This is a genomic window from Nocardia sp. NPDC052566 (assembly GCF_044547285.1).
Classification (GTDB): Bacteria; Actinomycetota; Actinomycetes; order Mycobacteriales; family Mycobacteriaceae; genus Nocardia.
Genome location: NZ_JBIUAF010000007.1, coordinates 695,400 through 714,972, shown reverse-complemented (window position 1 = coordinate 714,972; position 19,573 = coordinate 695,400). Strand labels below are relative to the sequence as shown.

Annotated in this window: 14 protein-coding genes; 6 read left to right on the top strand and 8 right to left on the bottom strand. The window is 68.9% G+C overall.

Translation table 11 applies throughout. The annotated features are described in order from the left end of the window. The 4 genes from ACIG5A_RS38100 to ACIG5A_RS38085 all read right to left on the bottom strand — a co-directional run bounded on the left by ACIG5A_RS38100 (position 1) and on the right by ACIG5A_RS38085 (position 6,625). The gene (locus ACIG5A_RS38100; RefSeq protein WP_397249285.1) at positions 1 to 774 is read right to left on the bottom strand and encodes an SDR family NAD(P)-dependent oxidoreductase; all 774 of its coding nucleotides are present in this window, start codon (positions 772 to 774) and stop codon (positions 1 to 3) included. Between the two features lie 6 nt (positions 775 to 780). Further along, positions 781 to 4,440 (bottom strand): aminotransferase class I/II-fold pyridoxal phosphate-dependent enzyme, encoded by a 3,660-nt coding sequence (locus ACIG5A_RS38095; RefSeq protein ID WP_397249283.1) that lies wholly within the window; start codon positions 4,438 to 4,440, stop codon positions 781 to 783. 362 nt (positions 4,441 to 4,802) lie between these two features. Further along, a complete protein-coding gene (locus ACIG5A_RS38090) occupies positions 4,803 to 6,101 on the bottom strand; it encodes a cytochrome P450 (RefSeq protein WP_397249281.1) in 1,299 nt (432 codons plus the stop codon). Between the two features lie 128 nt (positions 6,102 to 6,229). Further along, positions 6,230 to 6,625: a hypothetical protein gene (locus ACIG5A_RS38085; RefSeq protein ID WP_397249279.1), complete on the bottom strand. Its 396-nt coding sequence runs from the start codon at positions 6,623 to 6,625 to the stop codon at positions 6,230 to 6,232. A 294-nt stretch (positions 6,626 to 6,919) separates the two neighbouring features. Here ACIG5A_RS38085 and ACIG5A_RS38080 point away from each other — a divergent pair, with 294 nt between their 5' ends. Both ACIG5A_RS38080 and ACIG5A_RS38075 read left to right on the top strand, forming a co-directional pair. Next, positions 6,920 to 7,168, top strand: coding sequence for a CopG family transcriptional regulator (locus tag ACIG5A_RS38080; protein WP_397249277.1), 249 nt, complete (start codon positions 6,920 to 6,922; stop codon positions 7,166 to 7,168). Next, complete coding sequence (locus ACIG5A_RS38075; RefSeq protein WP_397249275.1) at positions 7,165 to 7,623, top strand: type II toxin-antitoxin system VapC family toxin; 459 nt, start codon at positions 7,165 to 7,167, stop codon at positions 7,621 to 7,623. Before ACIG5A_RS38080 ends, ACIG5A_RS38075 begins: the two co-directional genes overlap by 4 nt. 34 nt (positions 7,624 to 7,657) lie before the next feature. Here the strand turns inward: ACIG5A_RS38075 and ACIG5A_RS38070 are convergent, their stop codons facing one another. Then, complete coding sequence (locus tag ACIG5A_RS38070; protein ID WP_397249491.1) at positions 7,658 to 10,273, bottom strand: GNAT family N-acetyltransferase; 2,616 nt, start codon at positions 10,271 to 10,273, stop codon at positions 7,658 to 7,660. 61 nt (positions 10,274 to 10,334) lie between these two features. After that, positions 10,335 to 11,570, bottom strand: a complete 1,236-nt coding sequence (locus tag ACIG5A_RS38065; protein WP_397249273.1) for an acetoin utilization protein AcuC — start codon at positions 11,568 to 11,570, stop codon at positions 10,335 to 10,337. 174 nt (positions 11,571 to 11,744) lie between these two features. Here ACIG5A_RS38065 and ACIG5A_RS38060 point away from each other — a divergent pair, with 174 nt between their 5' ends. Then, the gene (locus tag ACIG5A_RS38060; protein ID WP_397249271.1) at positions 11,745 to 12,431 is read left to right on the top strand and encodes an iron dependent repressor, metal binding and dimerization domain protein; all 687 of its coding nucleotides are present in this window, start codon (positions 11,745 to 11,747) and stop codon (positions 12,429 to 12,431) included. 3 nt (positions 12,432 to 12,434) lie between these two features. Next, positions 12,435 to 13,418, top strand: a complete 984-nt coding sequence (gene galE / locus ACIG5A_RS38055; protein ID WP_397249269.1) for a UDP-glucose 4-epimerase GalE — start codon at positions 12,435 to 12,437, stop codon at positions 13,416 to 13,418. 83 nt (positions 13,419 to 13,501) lie between these two features. Here the strand turns inward: galE and ACIG5A_RS38050 are convergent, their stop codons facing one another. Continuing rightward, on the bottom strand, positions 13,502 to 14,797 hold the full coding sequence (locus ACIG5A_RS38050; protein ID WP_397249267.1) for a DUF4192 domain-containing protein: 1,296 nt from the start codon (positions 14,795 to 14,797) through the stop codon (positions 13,502 to 13,504). A gap of 186 nt (positions 14,798 to 14,983) precedes the next feature. Then, positions 14,984 to 15,703, bottom strand: coding sequence for a sensor domain-containing protein (locus tag ACIG5A_RS38045; protein WP_397249265.1), 720 nt, complete (start codon positions 15,701 to 15,703; stop codon positions 14,984 to 14,986). Positions 15,704 to 15,943: 240 nt separating this feature from the next. Here ACIG5A_RS38045 and ACIG5A_RS38040 point away from each other — a divergent pair, with 240 nt between their 5' ends. After that, on the top strand, positions 15,944 to 16,897 hold the full coding sequence (locus ACIG5A_RS38040; protein WP_397249263.1) for a proteasome assembly chaperone family protein: 954 nt from the start codon (positions 15,944 to 15,946) through the stop codon (positions 16,895 to 16,897). A 39-nt stretch (positions 16,898 to 16,936) separates the two neighbouring features. Then, positions 16,937 to 19,435 carry a DEAD/DEAH box helicase gene (locus tag ACIG5A_RS38035; RefSeq protein ID WP_397249261.1) on the top strand — a complete coding sequence of 833 codons (2,499 nt, stop codon included), beginning with the start codon at positions 16,937 to 16,939 and terminating at the stop codon, positions 19,433 to 19,435. Positions 19,436 to 19,573 lie beyond the last annotated feature (138 nt).

The following is a 19,573-nucleotide window of genomic DNA, read 5'->3' as shown; positions in this document are numbered from 1 at the left end:
CTACAGCGCGCCGGACAGGCCTCCCGCATCGATGGTGACCGTGGTGCCGGAGATATACGCGGCGCGGTCGGAGAGCAGGAATTCGACGGTGTCGGCGACCTCGGCGGGGGTGCCGATGCGGGCGGACGGGTTCTTGGCGCGCAGATGGGCGAGCAGTTGGTCGTGCAGGCCGCCGAGCATGTCGGTGTCGATGACGCCGGGGCAGACGGCGTTGACGCGGATGCCATGGCGGGCGTATTCGACGGCCAGTGCGCGGGTCATCCCGATCACGGCGTGTTTGGCGGCGGTGTAGGACACCGAAAGGCTGTCCGCGGCACGCAGACCCGCGACCGACGAACAGTTCACCACCGCGCCACCCGCGCCGTGCTCGACCATGAGCGCCAGCTCGCCACGCAGGCAGCGGGCGAGCGCGGTGACGTTGACGGCCATGACGTCGTCGAACCGGGCGGGATCGGCCTCGTGGAAATGACTGCCGCGCAATATGGTGTCGGTGCCGATCACACCGGCGCAGTTGAACGCCCCGATCAGCCGCCCGCGCTCGGCGACGGCCGCGAAGAAGTGCTCGACCTCGGCCGGATCGGTGATGTCGGCAGGGACGAAATCGACCCTGTCGCCGAGCTTTTCGGCCAGTGCGGCACCGGCGTCCCTGTCGCGCCCGCAGCAGACGACGCGGCGGGCCGGATCCGCGGCCAATGCCGCGACGGTGGCGGCGCCGATGCCCCTGGTCGCGCCGATGACGGCGAAGACCGGATCGGCGGACGTGGATGTGGTCATGGATACCTACCGGGCGATGGTGAGCGCGAGGCTGCGGATGAGCCGGTCGGCGATCTCGGCGAGCGCGTCGGGATCGTGCACGGCGGTGACGGTGGTGCGCAGCCCGCCGCCGGGACGCGAGGTCCAGCTCGCGGCCAGCGGCAGGGTGAAGATGCCCGCGTCGAGCGCGGCGTGGAACCAGCGCGCGGTGTCACCGGCGCCCGGCGGATACAGCGGGACGATCGCCGTGGTCGACGGGCCGGTGTCGATGCCGCCGTCGCGCAGCGCCTCGGCCCAGCGGGTGCGGTTGGCGTGCAGGCGCGCGGTGAGCTCGGCGCCCTCGGCGCGCAGGATGTCGACAGCGTCCGCGGCGAGGTGCGCGGCCAGCGGGGACAGGGTGGTGGAGAACGTGGCGCCGCGATGCCTGCGCAGCACATCGACGAATTCGCCTGCGCAGGCGACGAATCCACCGCCACCGGCGAGTGCCTTGCCGAGCGAGCCGACCCGCAGGTCGACCGTGCCGGGCATATCATAGTGCGCCTCGATCCCGCGGCCCGCGCCGAGCTGGCCGATCGAGGACGCCTCGTCCAGGAAGAGAATGGCCTGCCGGTCCCGAGCGCAGGCGACCAGCCCGGGCAGATCGGCGATATCACCGTCCACGCCGAACAGCGCCTCGCTGACGATGACCCGCCGCCCGGTGACCGGCGTGCGCCGCAGGAGATCGTCGAGATCGTTGGGGTCGTTGTGCCGGTACAGGTGCAGTTCGGCGCCGCTGAGCAGGCAGCCGTCGCGCACCGACCGGTGCATGCGCTCGTCGGCGAACAACTGGTCCCCCGGGCCGGCGATGGCCGGGATCGCGGAGATATTGGCCAGATAGGCGGAGCTGTAGAGCGTCACACCGTCGCCGCCGAGCAGCGTCCGCAGGCTCCGGGTCAGCCGTTCGTGCGCCTGGGTGTAGCCGTTGATCTCCGGGGAACCGTGCGAGCCGAGCGATCCGGCGGATTGCGCGAACTCCAGCAATCCGGCGCGGAGGCGCGGATCGCTGGACAGGCCCAGATAGCTGTTGGAGCACAGGTGATCCAGCGTGCGATCGGTGAATTCGATGGTGGTTTCGGTGATCCGGGTGATCGGTCCGAGCAACGCGCGCAGATCGAGCGTGTCGCCCGAGCCGTCACCGCCGGTCGCCGCCGCTTCGATCAGTGACATCTCGCCCTCCATATCGGCCAGCAGTTCCGCCGCACTCAACGCGGTGGTGGCTCGGGTCCTCGCGGTGGCGGGCAGGCGGCTCAGCAGCGCGGCGAAACGCAGTGAATCCATGCCGAGTTCAGCCAGTGGCAGCGAGAGGTCCGGGGTCGCGTCGCCGGTGAGGCCGCGCAGGTAGTCGTGCACCACGTCGGCCGCATCGGACGGGTTGGCGGGCGGTGTCTTCGGGTCGGCCAGGTACGCGCCGAGCGCCTCGGTGTCGATCTTCTGGTTGCGGGTCATCGGCAGCTCGGGAAGGGTGATGACCCGGTGCGGCAGCATGTGTGCGGGCAGCCGCTCGGCCAGTGCGGCGCGAAAAGCGGTGGGGTCGAATCGGATCGCGGGTGCGTCCGGAACCAGGAAGACGGCCAGCGCTGGTACACCGTCGAATTCGAAGGTGCGGGTGGCGGCGTCGCGGACCGCGGGCATGGCCAGGCAGCAGGCGGTGATCTGATCGAGTTCGACGCGAAATCCGTTGATTTTGACCTGGTTGTCCGCGCGCCCCCCGTAATGCACTCCGTACCTCGGGGTTAGGTAACCGATATCGCCGGTCAGATACGTCGGCGTGTGGTCATCGGGTGCGGCGCCAGCGGGCAGGCCGGTGCGGAACTTCGCCGCGCTCAGCTCGGCGTCGCCGACGTATCCGAGCGCGATATGCGGTGAGCGCACCGCGATCTGACCGGTCTGCCACGGCACGCAGATCCGGTGCCGCGCGGTCAGCACCAGCACATCGACATCGGCCATGCCCTGACCGACCGGAATGATCTCGGGCAGTTCGCCCGTTGCGGTAGTGATGTCGAAAAATGCTACGGCTCTTTGCGTTTCCGTGGAGCCGTAGAGGTTCACGATCCGCGCCATCGGAGCGACGGCGGCGAGAGCGCCGACCTGCGTGCGGGTGAGGGCGGAACCGACCAGGAACACCGTCCGCAGGTGCTCGAGCACGCGCCCCTCGGCGGCGAGCAAGGCGATGGCCGACGGATTGACGCACACCACCTGCACCCGCGCCTCGTCCAGCCAGCGCGGCAGGGTGGCCGAGGCGGCGTCGTCCGCATCCGGAATGACAAGGGTGGCACCGAGATACAGCGGAGTGAGGATGTCACGCTGCAGCGGATCGTGCCCCAGCGCCGAGCACATACCGAAGCGGGCGTCGCGCAGCGGGCCGAGGTGGCGGTCCATCCAATCGAAGAAGTAGGTGAGCGAGCTGTACCGGCCGCGCACCGCCCGTGGAGTGCCCGAGGTGCCGGAGGTGAAGGTCACCACGGCACAGTCATTGGGTAGCAGCCGCTCCTGGTCATAGGAGCCGACCGGGTGATCGACCGGTGCCGTCGCCAGCTCGACCGGCGCAATCGGCAGCTCAGCCGGTCCGATCGGCAGCTCAGCCCGTTCGATCGGCAGCTCAGCCCGTTCGATCGGCAGCTCAGCCCGTTCGATCGGCAGCTCAGCCCGTTCGATCGGCAGCTCGGTCAGGGCGTCGGGGAGGTCGACTCCGGCCAGGTTGACGATCAGGTCGGCCTGTGCGGCGCGTGCGCACTCGCGCAGGTAGGCGGGCGGGCCCGTCGGGTTCGCGATCGCCAGGGCGACACCGAGTTTCAGTGCGGCGACCACGGTGGCGACCAACTGTTCGTCGCGTCGTGGGATCAGCAACAGCACATCGCCACGACGCAGGCCCCGGTCCGTCAATTCGGCGGCGATCGCATTCGCGGTCGCGTCGAGTTCGGCGTAGGTGATGTCGCGCGTGGGTGTCTCGATCGCGATCCGGTCCGGATGCCTCCGGGTGACGGCGAGGAACCGCGTGACGAACAGGGGCGGCGGAGCCAACGGTGCGGCGGCGCCTACCCGTTCGCTGGCCACGATCTGTTGAATCGGCTGATCGGCGGCGTCATCGGCGCCTCGAGTGAGCCGGACAGCCTCTACCGGCCGACCGTCCCCACGCACCGCCGCGCCCCCTGAATCGTCACGCTCGGCCCGGACCACGTGGCTATCGTCGACCCCGGCCGGGGCGGGACACTCGGCCAGTAGCGCCCACAGTCGAGTCAGGGTGGTGGTGACATCGTCGTCGATAGCGAGATGGTCGGCCACACTGAGCGTCACCGCATCAGCCACATGGAGCACCGTCACCGGGTGCAGTAGCCCGGCCAGGTCGCCGACGTCCTCGCCGAGCACGATCAGGTGGCCGCCACGATCGGTCGGCGTCGGTCGCGACGCCTGGGTACCGATCTGGTGCAGGTCGGCAAGGGTGTGGATATCGGGATCGAGCGCGGTCAGGTCGACGCGGCGCGGATCCTGTTCGCCCGCAACGATCCATACCTGCGTGCGAGCGGTGAACACCCGGTCGAGCAGGAGATGCAATGCCAGTGCGACCCCGAGCGGGCTGCCGCGGTATCGGCCGACATCGGACACGATCGTCTTCGTTCGGTACCCCGCGGCGCTATTCGATTGTCTCACTGGGTCTTTCCTATCGATCACCGAGAGAGACGCCGGTCCCGATGGCCACCGGCCACCTCGATATCCCGCACCAGGCGTGCCAGGCGGAAGAAGAAACCGACCCTCCTGACCTTGTGAGGTCATCGTCTCCCGGCGCGGCACGGCCCAGTAGCCCATACTTCTCGGGTCACGTATTCCCTTGTGGCACAAGGGAATACGTCTAGCGACAGTACTAGTATCGCGGACCGGGACAGCACATCGCGCACCGCGTCGCACGGCCATGGCTCCTGAGCCTAGGCGAGGTCAGCACACCGAACATCCACCCGATCGGGGGGCGGATGCCACTCGGTGCGGCGGTCGCCGCACCGCTTCAGGTCAGTGGCTCACACCGCGGTGTGGGCGCGGCGGCCGAGTTGGACCGGCATGCGGGCGTAGCCGCGGAAGGTGTAGAGCGGGCGGCGTTCGGGCGGGGCTGCCAGCTGCATGTCGGGGAAGCGGTCGAACAGGGCGCGCAGGGCGTAACCGGCTTCCATGCGGGCCAGGTTGGCACCGAAACAGACGTGGATGCCGCTGCTGAAAGCCAAGTGGTCCTTGGCATTCGAGCGGGCGACGTCGAAGCGGTTCGGATCGGTGAATATCGCGGGATCGCGGTTCGCGCCCGCCAGCGACAGCACGATCAGGTCGCCCTTGTTCAGCTGGAAACCCGCCAGCTCGAGGTCGTCCTGGGCCGTGCGGGCCGTGGTCTGCACCGACGGATCGATGCGCAGCGCCTCTTCGATCGCGTTCGGCCACAGCTCCGGTTCCGCGCGCAACCGGTCCAATTGCTCAGGGTGGGAGAGCAATTGAGCGGTGGCGTTGCTGATCAGATTGGCGGTGGTCTCGAATCCAGCGCCGATGATCAGGCTGGCATTGGCCTTGATCGAGTGGTCGTCGAGCTCACCGCCCTTGATCAGATTACTGAGCACGTCCTCGCCCGGCTCCCGGTGCAGGTGCTCGATGTGCCGGTCCAGGTAGTCGTTCAACTTCTGCGCCGCGTCCATGGCGCGGCTGAACGACCGCCAGGAGATCCCGATATCGAGCAGCGGTGTCATCTCGACGCCCCAGGCACGGAACATCTCCTGATCCCGGTCGGGGAAACCGAGTATTTCGAAGATGATCGCGAGAGGCACCCGGGAGGCGAACGCCTCGACCATATCGACCGATCCCCCCGACGGCATCGCCGCCAGCAACTCCTCGGTCACCGTCTCGACCCGATCGCGCAGCCTGCCCACGGCCTTCGGCGTGAACGCCGAGGTCACCGGCCTGCGCATCATGGTGTGCTCCGGCGGATTCATCGCAAGCATCGCGGGCGGATCGACCGGATTGGCCGGCGGCGTCAGGCGACTCGCCACCTTCTTCAGCACCTTCGGCACATTGACCCGCTCATGACTGCGCACACCGAATCGGCTGTCCCGCAATATCGCCCGGGTCAACTCGTAGTCACAGGTGGCCCACGACAACGAATTCCGCACCAGCGGCCCGCGCGGCCGCATCCGCTCGATCAGCGAGTACGGATCCGCGATCCCCTGCGGCCCGCCCATCAACTGCGCGAACACATCCCCGCGCCGGGCCTTGCGCCGCAACACCGCCCGCGGCGCCCCCTGAATCGACACCCACCGGAACCAGTACTGCGGCTTCATCATTCAGCAACCTCATCGTGCGGCGATCCACCCCACCGTACGGTCTCATTTTGAGATCGCGATACACCACACCCAAAATTCGTTGCCTTACACAAAGCCTCGCGTCATACGCCCCGCGCGAGATCGGACATTCACTGCCAGATCATCCGCTCGGTCATGACGTCGGAGATGAGATTCGTCTCCGAGTCGACCTTCACCCCAAGGTTACGGCTGGACAGAGCAGCGCCCGCGCCCCAGGTGAGGGTGACCTTCATGAAGACGAAACCAGCGCCCGAATCGACGTAGTGGACTTCCCATCCGGTGGGAACATCCCGGGAATGCAGGACATCGTCGACGCTGTGCCCCGGAGTGGTCAGGCGTTTGCGGAAGTCCTCGGTCAGGTACTGCCCACGCAACCGCTCGGCCAGATCCTCGGCGCCATCGGAGAGCGCGTCGATGTAGGCCCCATAGAAATCGGCCACTCGATCGATGGCCGAATCCGGGCGCCCGGCCCGAACAACATCACCTTGCGCTCCACGCTCCGACATGAGTCCCACCTCCTGCGATCACGCAACACCCGGGCCGAACCAGCGACACCGTTCATGATGGCACCGCGGCGTCGCGCCCCGCACCAAAATGCGTGCGTACCAGCGATATTCACTCGACACCCCACGGAGACGCGACGAAGGTGAGACCAGGTGAGCCGCCGACTGACCGCCACAACGTTTTGGCAACGTCACCGACGTCCGCGTCCGCCTCGTCCCCAGCCAGCAGGTCGGCTGACATCCCGCTCATCTATATATTGACTGCACACCATGTGGCATATATGCCACAATACTCATATGTCTCTCAAGCGCACGATGGTCTATGCCGATGCCAACGACCTCGCCGTCATCAAGGAGGCGGCCGCGCGAAGCAACGTCAGCGAAGCCGAGATAATTCGCAACGCGATCCACCTCGCCGCGCTACGTGTCCAGCGCCGCTCGGAACCACTACGCTTGCGACGCTTCGCGAGCGGCGATCCAACGCTCGCCGAGCGCGTCGACGACTATCTGGCCGATGACTTCGGCTGCGATCCGGAGCGGTCATGATTCCGGGCGATACCCGGCCGGGAATCGTTATCGCGGACACTTCCGGCCTGATCGCCGCATTCGACACTTCCTCACCCGAGAGCAATGGCGCTTTCCATGTCCTCGAGACAGCCGGCTTGGTGGTCATATCTCCTCTGATCCTCGCCGAGGTCGATCATGTCGCGCGCCGCGTGCTCGGTCGGCGCGTCGCCATCGAAATGATCGAGGATCTCGGCGCCCAGGCCCGAACACCACATTTCCAGATTGCCGCAGTCACCTCTGACGTACTGGATCAGGCAAACGCTGTCCGTAGGCTCTATCCCGACCTGCATCTGGACCTTGCCGACGCCGTCACAGTCGCGCTGGCCGCAGATTACGAGACCGATGCGGTCCTGACTCTCGATCGCCGGGACTTCCGGGCTCTGGCTCCGCTCACCGAGCATAAAGCCTTTCGCGTCCTTCCTGACGATCTGTGAATCGCGCGCCGTCCTCACGCCCAGCAGACCGCGATTACCCCAGGCGGCGGGGGCCGGTGTCGAAGCGGCTGGGTTCGGGGCCTATTCGGGCTCGGGCGTAGATGATTTCGGCGGAGGCCGGGGAGGCGAGGACGGGGTCGAAGGAGAGGTCGCGCATTTCGGGGATGTCGTCGAAGAGGGCCGAGATGCGTTGGGCCAGTTCGGCTAGGGCGGCTTTGTCCACCCGGGGGCTGGCGGGGGTGCCGGAGAGGAGAGGGGCGGCTCGGGGGGCGTCGATGAGGGAGGTGGCGCCGTCGGCGGTGAGTGGGAGGGGGCGGTAGGCGCGGTCGCCGAGAAGTTCGATGATCATGCCGGAGAGGCCGAACTCGATCACCGATCCGAAGGACGGGTCGTCCTTGACGCGCAGAGTGCAGCCGACGCCCTTGGTGGCCATCTTCTGGATGTGCAGGACCGGGTCGCCGCAGAGTTCGACCAGGTCGGTGTAGGCCTGGCGCACGGCTTCGGGTCGCCACAGGTCCAGGCGGACGCCGGTGAGATCGGGGCGGCGGCGCCAGAGTTCGCCGGTGGCCTTGGCGGCCACCGGGTAGCCGAGTTCTTCGGCGGCGGCGATTGCCTCGTCAGCGGAGCGGACCTCGCGGAATTCGACGACATCGATGCCGTAGCAGGAGAGGAGCTCGACGGCTTCGAGGTCGGACAGCCAGCGGCCTTCGGAATCCCGCATCCATTCGGTGACGAGGCGCCGGGCCCGTTCGGCGTCGATGCCCTTGGGGCGCACCACCGCCGAGACCGGCTTGGTGCGCCATTGGGCGTAGCGATGGACCAGGGCCAGTGCGCGCGCGGCGCGCTCCGGATCCGGGTAGGACGGGATGGAGCCGCGAATCGCGGTACCACCGGGGCCGCGAACGGCGAGCAGGTTCGGAATGCCCTGTTCGGCAATGAAGGTCGTCAGAATGGGTTTGTCGGCGCCGGGGACCGCGTCGGCCGCGCTGCGGATGGCGTCGGCGAAGGCGGCGACGCCGACCGGCACCGGCGGCGCGAAAACCAGGATCAGGGAATCGATCTCGGGTGAGCGCAGCGCCTCGATCACGGCATCGAAGTAGCTGCCGGGGGTGGCCTGCGGTCCGAGGTGGACCGATTCGGCGACCTCGAGACCTTCGCCACGTGCGGCGTCGACGGCCAGCCAGTCCAGCGCGGTGCTGTTGCCGATGATCGCCAGCCGCGGCCCCTTCGGCAGTGGCTGATAGCCGAGCAGGGCGGCGCAGTCGAACATTTCCGAGACGGTGGACACCTGGACGATGCCGGCCTGCGCGAACAGGTCTCGCTCGATGGAGCGTTCCGTCTCCCCGGCCGGCTTGCCGCGCGCGGCCATCCGGCCACTGCTCACCGCGACGATCGGCTTGTTGCGGGCCATCCGGCGCGCGATGCGGGAGAACTTGCGGGGGTTACCGAAGCTCTCCAGGTACAACAGCACCACATCGGTATCGGGTGCGGTGTCCCAGTATTGGAGCAGGTCGTTGCCGGAGACGTCGGCGCGGTTGCCCGCCGAGACGAAGGTGGACAGGCCGAGGTTGCGCGCGGCCGCCTCGCCGAGGATGGCGGCGCCCAAAGGTCCCGACTGACAGAAGAATCCGATCCGCCCGCGCCCCGGCAGCACCGACGCCAATGTCGCGTTCAGCGAGATGGCGGGATCGGTGTTGGCGATGCCGAGCGCGCTCGGCCCGACCACGCGCATGCCGTGTCCCCGTGCGGCAGCGACCAATTCGCGTTCCGCGGCGATACCGCCGACGCCGGTCTCGCCGAATCCGGCGGTCAGCACGACAAGTCCCTTGACGCCCTTGGCCATACAGTCGTCGAGCACCGAGGCGATCGCTTGCGGCGGCACCGCGACGACCGCGAGATCGACCTCGTCCGGGATCTCCCGGACGGTCGCGTAGGCGTGCACCCCGCGCACCGACTTGCGATTCGGGTTCACCGGATACACCGGCCCCTGGAACACCCCGGACAGCAGGTTCGCCAGGACAGCGCCGCCGACCCGGCCCGCCCCCGGCGTCGCGCCGATCACCGCGACCGAGCGCGGTGTGAGCAGGTTGCCGACGCTGCGCGCCTCGGAGGCGCGTTCGCGCGAATCCCGCACGGACAGCAGCGCTTCGGTGGGATCGATGGCGAATTCCAGATGCAGCACCGACCCGTCCCTGCTGCGCTCCACCTGGTAGCCCGCGTCACGGAAGACCGTCACCATCACCGTGTTCTCGGCGAGCACCTCCGCGACGAAGGTATCGATCTTGTTCTCGGCGGCCGCACCGGCGAGATGTTCGAGCAGCACCGAGCCGAGCCCGCGGCCCTGGTGCTCGTCGGCCACCACGAAGGCGACCTCGGCAGCGCGCGGGCCGACCCGGTCGAGCAGTTCGTAGCGCCCGACCGCGATGATCGCCTCGCCGAGTTCGAGCACGAGCCCGACCCGGTCGCGATGGTCGACATGGGTGGAGCGGTACAGGTCCTTCGGCGAAATCCGCGGGTACGGCCCGAAGTAGCGCAGATATCTGGTGCGGTCGGACAGCGCGGCATGGAAGGCCTGCAGCCGGTCGGCGTCCTCGGGGGTGATCGGGCGCAACCGCACCACACCACCGTCGGCGGCGAGCACATCGGCCATCCAGTGCTGCGGCGGTGGCGGCGGCACCGCGGGGGTGTCCGGTGAATCCGGGATGATGGGGTCAGTCACGAGGGTCCTCCGGATCCAGGCCGAGCAACCCGAAGGTGGCCCGGCGGGTGGCCAGCACGGCCGTATCGATAGCGCGCTGCGCACGATCGGTGCGCGCGTCCCCAGTCTCTCCCGTACCACCGGGACCGTCCCAGCGGCGGTAAGCGATATCACCGCCGTCGCCCATGGTGCGCGGCGGTTCGGTGTTGGGCGCCGCGGCGCCGACCAGCGCGAGCCACTCCGCGGGAATCTCGGTCTCGGGTGCGATGGTTCGGTCCAGCGCGGTGGCAAGCAGGTGCGTCCACGCCCTCGGCACCACCCGGACCAGGCCGTAGCCGCCACCGCCGACCGCGAGCCAGCGGCCGTCGGCGTACCGGTCGGCCAGCTCCCGCATGGCGAGGAAGGCCGCACGCTGACCGTCGACGGTGAGCTCGAGGTCGGCGAGTGGATCCTCGCGATGGGTGTCGACTCCGCACTGGCTCACCACGATCTGCGGTTCGAACGCGGCCACCGCGCTCGGCACCACGGCGTGGAAACCACGCAGCCACTGGGCATCCCGGGTGCCGGGCAGCACCGCGAGGTTGATCGCGGTGCCCTCGGCGGCGTCGCAGCCGACCTCCTCCGGCCAGCCGGTGTTGGGCCACAGCGTCGCCGGATGCTGATGGATGGAGACGGTCAGCACCCTGGGGTCGGCGTAGAACGCCCGCTGCACGCCGTCGCCGTGGTGCACGTCGACATCGAGATAGGCGATGCGGTCGAAGCCGTGGTCGAGCAGCCACGAAATGGCCACCGCCGCATCGTTGTAGACGCAGAACCCGGACGCCGAGTCCGGCATCGCGTGATGCATGCCCCCGCCGATGCTGACCGCGCGCCTCGCCCGGCCCTCGGCGATCTCGCGCGCGGCGGCCAGCGTGCCGCCGACGATCACCGAGGCCGCCTGATGCATCCGGGGGAACACCGGATTGTCGGGCGAGCCGAGTCCGTACGGCGGCGTGAGCGAGGACGCGGGGCGCACGGTCGCGTGCTCGACCGCCTCGATGTAGTCGGCGGTGTGGATGCGCAACAGGTCCGCGGTGGTGGCCGAGGCGGGCTCCAACAGCTCGACACCGTCGAGCAATCCCAGACTTTCGGCCAGGGCCATGGTGAACTTCAGGCGCGCCGGTTTCATCGGATGCTCCGGCGTCCACGTGTAGTCGAGGAAGCGGTCGGTCCACACGACCGTTCCGGGACTGCGCTGCACAGTGGCCATGATCGCAACGCTACTGGGAAGCTGGCAGCCCCGTGCAACGTTGCTATGCAGTAGAAATAGAGCCTGAGTGTGATCACGGCAACGGGCCGTGCGCCGATGGGGTTCCCGCAGCGGTCCGGCACGCGGTCGTGCCGTCGTGCGTGGGTAGAATTCGTGCCGACGAAGGGTTAACAGGTGAAGGATCTGGTCGACACCACGGAGATGTATCTCCGTACCATCTACGACCTCGAGGAGGAGGGCGTGGTGCCCTTGCGCGCTCGCATCGCCGAGCGCCTCGAGCAGAGTGGTCCGACGGTGAGCCAGACTGTCGCACGGATGGAGCGCGACGGTCTGCTGCTGGTCGCCGGAGACCGCCATCTGGAGCTGACCGACAAGGGCCGCAGCATGGCGGTCGCGGTGATGCGCAAGCATCGCCTCGCCGAACGGCTGCTGGTCGACATCATCGGCTTGGACTGGCAGAACGTGCACGCCGAGGCGTGCCGCTGGGAACACGTGATGAGCGAGGACGTCGAGCGGCGGCTGGTCGAGGTGCTCAACCACCCGACGACCTCGCCGTACGGCAACCCGATCCCCGGCCTGGACGAGCTCGGCATCACCGCGCCGATCGCCACCGAGGAGACACTGGTGCGGCTGTCGGATCTGCCGCACGGCCAGGTGCACGCGGTCGTGGTGCGCAGGCTCGCCGAGCACATCCAGACCGATCCCGAGGTCATCGGGCAGCTCCGCGAGGCGGGCGTCGTCCCCGACGCGCGCGTCACGGTGGAGACCAAGCCCGGTTCGGTGGTGATCACCGTGCCAGGCCATTCGGGGTTCGAGCTGTCCGATGAGATGGCGCACGCGGTCCAGGTGAAGCTGGTCTGACGCGTGAAGCTTCTTGTTACCGGCGGCGCGGGCTATGTCGGCGGCGTCTGCGCGCAGGTTCTGCTGGAAAACGGGCACGAGGTCGTGGTGATCGACGACCTGTCCACGGGTAACGCCGACGGCGTTCCCGGCGGCGCCCGGTTCGTCGAGGGCGATATCGCGGTGGCCGGTCCCGCGCTGCTCGCCGCCGAATCCTTCGACGGTGTCCTGCATTTCGCGGCGCAGTCGCTGGTCGGCGAGTCGGTGCAGCAGCCGGAGAAGTACTGGCACGGCAATGTGGTGAAGACGCTGACGCTGCTGGAGGCGATGCGTCAGGCGGGGACCCCGCGCCTGGTGTTCTCCTCCACCGCGGCCGTCTACGGCGAACCCGAACAGGTGCCGATCACCGAGGACGCGCCGAACCGCCCGACCAATCCGTACGGCGCCTCGAAACTGGCCATCGACCACGCGATCACCTCCTACGCGATCGCGCACGGCCTGGCCGCGACCAGCCTGCGCTACTTCAACGTGGCGGGCGCCTACGCGGGTCTCGGTGAGAACCGGGTGGTGGAAACGCATCTCATCCCGCTGGTGCTGCAGGTCGCCGCGGGGCACCGCAAGGCGATCTCGGTCTTCGGCGCGGACTGGCCGACACCGGACGGCACCGCGGTGCGCGATTACATCCACATCCGTGATCTGGCGCAGGCGCATCTGCTGGCACTGGACACCGCACAGGCGGGCACGCATCGCGTGTTCAATCTCGGCAGCGGCACGGGATTCTCGGTGCGCGAGGTGATCTCGGCCTGTGCACGCGTCACCGGCCTGCCCATTCCGGCCGTCGAAGCGCCGCGCCGCCCCGGCGACCCGGCGACGCTGATCGCGTCGAGCGAGCGCGCGATCGCCGAACTCGGCTGGCGCCCCGAGCACACCGATCTCGACGAGATCGTCACCGACGCTTGGGAATTCCTGCGGGCGCTCGGCCCGCGGGCACACTCCGCGTCCGCCTGATCGCACGACCATCGGAGCCCGCGCCGCGAGTCGGCGCGGGCTCCGGCGTTTTCCGGCCCCGCGCGCACCGTGCCGTCGCCCTGTCACGGCCGCTCCAGCCCCAGGTCGATGCCGAGCAGCCCCGCGGTGTCGAAACCGCAGCGGGCCAGCGACCGCAGCCGATCGGGCCGCAGCCCCATGTACAGCGCGGTCTCCAGCAGCACCGCCATCGGATGCGCGGGATCGGCGGCCAGTGCCGCGGTCAACGCCATCCCCGCGAACGGTCCGTCACCGCGGGCGTAGGCGCTGTATCCGAGCAATGCCGCGGCTTCGGCACGGTCACTACCGGAACCCGCGCGCGCCAACGCCAGCCACAACCCTTCCGCCGCGAGCGCGTGCTCGCTCAGCGCGAGGGCGAACATCGCATCGCGCACCGGCCGATCCCGGAGCGCGGCAATCAGTTCCGCGATCTCGGGCGCGTCGAGCTCGGCGCCGGATTCGGTATTCGCGATCTGCCACAGCACCTGCTCGATCGCGGTCCGGCTGTACCCGGCCGGATCGCCACGGCGCACAGCGCTGGCGTATCGATCCCTGGCCACGGCGACAGCGGAGTCCAACTGCGCGGCCACCTCCGCGGCCAGCACCGGATCCGGGGCCACCAGCGCGGCGAGCTCGCCGCGCGAGGCGTGGATGGGCCTGCCGTCGAGCAGGTGCGCCATCGCCACCATCGAGGTGGCCGGATCCGGTACCCGCCCATGGCGATCCAGCCCGGACACACTCCACCACGGCAGGCCCGCCCCGAATCCCGGCACCGCCCACACCCCGCCGAACACCAGCCCGCGGTCGCTCAGCTGGAGCGCGAGCGTGGTGATGAGCCCGGTGAACGGCTTTGTGGCCGAACGCATTCGCGCGCGCCCGCGCCGCGGCGGCGGTTCGCTCAATCGGTCGTCGACGATGACCGCGAGTACCTTCCCCGCGGCGAGCCCGGCGCATAGATGGGCGATATGCGGCACCACCGCCCCACCGTTGATCGGCCCGCCGTCGGTGTCCAGATCGAACCGCATGATCGCCTCGATGATCGACTTGTCCACCGGATCGGGCACCGGCCGCAGCATCAGCACCACCAGCGACCGCTCCGGCGCGAAACCGAGCATCGCCGGGATCGCCGCGATGAGCTCGCCTGGATCATCGACATGCAGTGCGGGCGGCGGGGTTCGGTCCCCGTACTTCGGCGGGCGCTCACGGCACAGCGCGCCGCCCCACGGCGGATCGGCGCTACCCGTGCGTGCGCCGGGGTGCGGATCGTGGACGCCCGCGCGCCCGATGCCTCCGGCGCAGGGTGCGGCGGCGGCCGCGCCGGGATCGTCGACGGCCAGATGCGGGTTCGTGGGAGTGGTCATGGGCAGAGCCTGCGCTCACCTGCCCACGCGCCCCGCGCACCGACCACGGCAAACAGGCGCCGAACATCCGCCCTGTGGACAACATTCCAGCTGTGGATACCCCCGCATCCACGGGCGACAGCCACAGCCGACGTGTCGGTGCGTCCTGCTATCGTCACCCCGCCCACGCATCGTCCGAGCGAACCCCTACCCCTTCTTCACCTTCCGCACGGCGGTCGTGAACAGCTCGTCCAGCGCGGCGGTATCGGGTTTGCCGCTCCCGAATGTCATGTAGGTCACGGTGATTCGCACATCGCCGACCTGCCCGGCCAGCGTCCGCATCGACTGGGTCAGCCCCGCGGCGCCCACATCGGGCGTCACCGTGCGCCGCAGCGCCATGGTGTCGTCGGCATCGATGGGCGGCGGCGCGTCGAGTTCGGTGGTGACGGTGCTCGCCGCCGCACCCTTGCTCACCCGCACCGATCCGCACTGCCGCAGCTGAGAACGCCAGGCCGACAACGGTTTGTCCGTGCGGATCAGCTCGACGGTCAGCGTGGCGCGGGTGTCGTTGTCGGTGCCGACGGCGATCGCGGTCTGGTCGGCGCCGAATTTCTGGTCCGGCGGCGTGCATCCGGCCGGTGTCACGACCGCGCCGCGGCCCGCACCGTTGAGATCGCCCGCCGCCTGCGCCGCCGCCTCGGGCGGCAGCACCACCGCCGGATAGCGGGCCGGAAACTGCGCCGGATCGGGCAGCAGGGTCGTCAGCACGGCGCCGATGTGCCGGGTCACCCCGCTCGGCGCGGCGGCGACCGCGTGCCCGCTCACCGTATCCGCGCAACCGGTGAGCACGACCGTCAGCGCCGCGCATCCGGCCAGCGCGAAACCAGCCCCCGCCGGCCCCCTGCGCGTCGAAAACGGCACAGTCACGTCCCCACTGTGCCAAACTCCCGGTGCCTGCCCGCGATGCCACGCCGGGAGCACCCTGGCAGCAATCCGCGGGAAAACCGCGATGCGGGAATGTGTGTGGCGCCAGCGCTGTTGCCTGGACGTAAGGGTCGGTGTCTCGGCCGTGCGCGGTGTGTCGCCGGCATGGGGGACAATGGACGGCGGTACCCCGCAGCGCAGTGAGTGGCTCGCCTCGGTGGACCGCGCAGGAAGGAGTACGCGATGGACCACGAGTCGCGAATGTACGAGCTGGAGTTCCCAGCTCCGCAGCTGTCGGCGGATGACGGCTCGGGCCCCGTGCTCGTGCACGGGCTGGAAGGCTTCACCGATGCCGGGCACGCCGTGCGCCTGGCCACCACCCACCTGCGCGAAAGCCTGGAAAGCGAACTGGTCGCCTCGTTCGACGTGGACGAACTGCTCGACTACCGCTCGCGCAGGCCGTTGATGACGTTCAAGACCGATCACTTCTCCGAGTACGCCGAGCCGGAGCTGAACCTGTGGGCGCTACGCGATACCGCGGGCACCCCATTCCTGCTGCTGTCCGGGCTGGAACCGGATCTGCGCTGGGAGAAGTTCACCACCGCGGTGCGCCTGCTCGCCGAACAGCTCGGCGTGCGCCGCAGCATCGGGTTGAGCGCGATCCCGATGGCGATCCCGCACACCCGCCCGCTCGGCATCACCGCGCATTCCTCCGACCGCGATCTCATCGCCGATCATCAGCGCTGGCCGGGCGAGCTGCAGGTGCCCGGCAGCGCGTCCTCGCTGCTGGAGTACCGGATGGCCCAGCACGGCCACGAATCCGTCGGATTCTCCGTGCACGTGCCGCACTACCTGGCGCAGACGGCGTATCCGGAGGCCGCGCAGACGCTGCTGGAGAACGTCGCCGACAACGCGGGCCTGCAGATCCCGCTCGCCGCGCTCGGCGAGGCCGCGGCGCGTGTGCGCGAACAGGTCAACGAGCACATCGCGGGCAACTCGGAGGTGGAGACCGTGGTGCACGCGCTGGAGCGCCAGTACGACAGCTTCGTCACCGCGCAGGAACGCCAGTCGAGTTTGCTGGTCGGTGACGGCGAACTGCCCAGCGGCGACGAGCTCGGCGCCGAGTTCGAGCGATTCCTGGCCGAGCAGGGCGGTTACGAGGACGGCGCCGACGGCGAGGACGACCGGAGCCGGTAGCCGCTCGGGCCGCGCGCCCGAGCCCGTAGGGTGGTCGGAGTGGATCTGACCGACCTGCTGGAGATACCGGGCACCGACGCCGACGCACTGTACGAATCGTTCGCCCTGTGGGCGGCCGAACAGGGCACGCCGCTGTATCCCGCGCAGGACGAGGCGATCATGGAGCTGGCCTCGGGAGCCAATGTCATCCTGGCCACGCCCACCGGTTCGGGTAAGTCGCTCGTCGCGGTCGGCGCGCATCTGTTCGCGCTGACCCGCGGGCTGCGCACTTACTACACCGCCCCGATCAAGGCGCTGGTGAGCGAGAAGTTCTTCGCGCTGTGCGAGGTGTTCGGCGCGGACAAGGTCGGCATGGTCACCGGTGACGCCGCGGTCAACGCCGACGCGCCGATCATCTGCGCCACCGCGGAGATCCTGGCGAATCTGGCGCTGCGCGAGGGCGCGGCGGCCGATGTCGGCCAGGTGGTGATGGACGAATTCCATTTCTACGCCGACCCTGATCGCGGCTGGGCCTGGCAGGTGCCGCTGCTGGAGCTGCCGGGCGCCCAATTCCTGTTGATGTCGGCCACACTCGGCGAGGTCGACTTCTTCGCCGCCGATCTCGAACGCCGCACCGGCAATCCGACCGCGATCGTCGCGGGCACGGAACGCCCTGTGCCGCTGACGTTCTCCTATGCCCGCACCCCCATCACCGAGACACTGGAGGAACTGGTCACCACCAACCAGTCCCCGGTGTACGTCGTGCACTTCACCCAGGCCGCGGCGCTGGAGCGCGCGCAGGCACTGACCAGCGTGAACTTCTCCTCCCGCGCCGAAAAGGACGCGATCGCCACGGCGCTGGGCGATTTCCGGTTCGCCTCCGGCTTCGGCAAGACGCTCTCGCGGCTGATCCGCCACGGCATCGGCGTGCACCACGCGGGCATGCTGCCCAAATACCGCCGCCTGGTGGAACGCCTCGCCCAGGAGGGACTGCTCAAGGTCGTCTGCGGCACGGACACGCTCGGCGTCGGCATCAACGTGCCCATCCGCACCGTCCTGCTGACCGGCCTGACCAAGTACGACGGCGTGCGCACCCGCAGGCTCAAAGCCCGTGAGTTCCACCAGATCGCGGGCCGCGCGGGCCGCGCGGGATACGACACCATGGGCACCGTCGTGGTGCAGGCTCCCGAGCACGAGGTGGAGAACACCCGCAGGCTGGCGAAGGCGGGCAACGACCCGGTCAAACAGAAACGGGTGCAGCGGACCAAACCACCGGCCGGTTTCGTGTCGTGGAGTGAGGAGACCTTCGACCGTCTCGTCGCCGCCCAGCCCGAGCCGATGGTGTCGCGGTTCAACGTCACCAATTCCATGCTGCTCAACGTGATCGCCCGTCCCGGCAACTGTTTCGACGCGATGCGCCATCTGCTCGAGGACAACCACGAACCGCGCCCGGCTCAGCGCAAGCACATCCTGCGCGCCATCCGGCTCTACCGCGCGCTGCGCGACGCCGGGGTGGTGCAGCAGCTCGACGAACCCGACGCGCAGGGCCGACGCGCCCGGCTCACCGTCGACCTGCAGCGCGATTTCGCCCTCGACCAGCCGCTGTCACCGTTCGCGCTGGCCGCCTTCGAACTGCTGGACAAGGACTCCCCCGGCTACACCCTCGAGGTGATCTCGCTCATCGAGTCCACCCTCGAGGATCCGCGCCAGCTGCTGATGGCCCAGCAGCACAAGGCGCGCGGGGTGGCGATCAACGAGATGAAGGCCGACGGCATCGAATACGACGAGCGGATGGAGCTGCTCGAAGAGGTCACCTGGCCCAAACCGCTGGCAGAGCTGATCGAGCCCGCGTTCGAGACCTACCGAGCGGGGCATCCGTGGGTGTCGGAGTTCGCGCCGTCGCCGAAATCGGTGGTGCGCGACATGATCGAGCGCTCGATGACCTTCGCCGAGCTGATCTCGTTCTACGAACTGGCCCGCTCGGAGGGCGTGGTGCTGCGCTATCTCGCCGACGCCTACCGCGCGCTGCGCCGCACCGTGCCGGACGCCGCGCGCACCGAGGAGCTCGACGACATCACCGAATGGCTGGGTGAGCTTGTCCGCCAGGTGGATTCGAGCCTGCTCGACGAATGGGAGCAGCTCACCAACCCCGGCGCGGAGACCGACGCCGAGCAGCTCGCCTTCGGCGCGGAGACGGTGCGCCCGATCTCGGCCAACGAGCGCGCCTTCCGGGTGATGATCCGCAACGCCATGTTCCGCCGGGTCGAACTGGCCGCGCTGAAGCGCTGGGACGCCCTCGAGGACCTCGGCACGGGGCCGGACTGGGCGGCCGAACTCGACCCCTATTTCGCCGAGTACGAGCGAATCGGCACCGGTCAGGACGCACGCGGCCCGCAGCTGTTCCAGATCGAGAAACGCCCCGGTTTCTGGCATGTGCGCCAGGTGCTCGACGACCCGGCGGGCGACCACGGCTGGTCGCTGGACGGCGTCGTCGATCTGGCCGAGTCCGACGCCGCGGGCGAGGTGGTATTCGACGAGGTCAGCGTGACCGCCGGGTGAGGCGGCTGCCTCCGCCTGCGCTACGGCCCGGCGCAGGCTGTCGACGGACTTCGTCCGACTGTGCCCATAGGGTCACCGGGGGTGACCAACGTGACGTTTGACGGATTCGTTCGCGGGTAGGGGCCGCTGATACGCTCT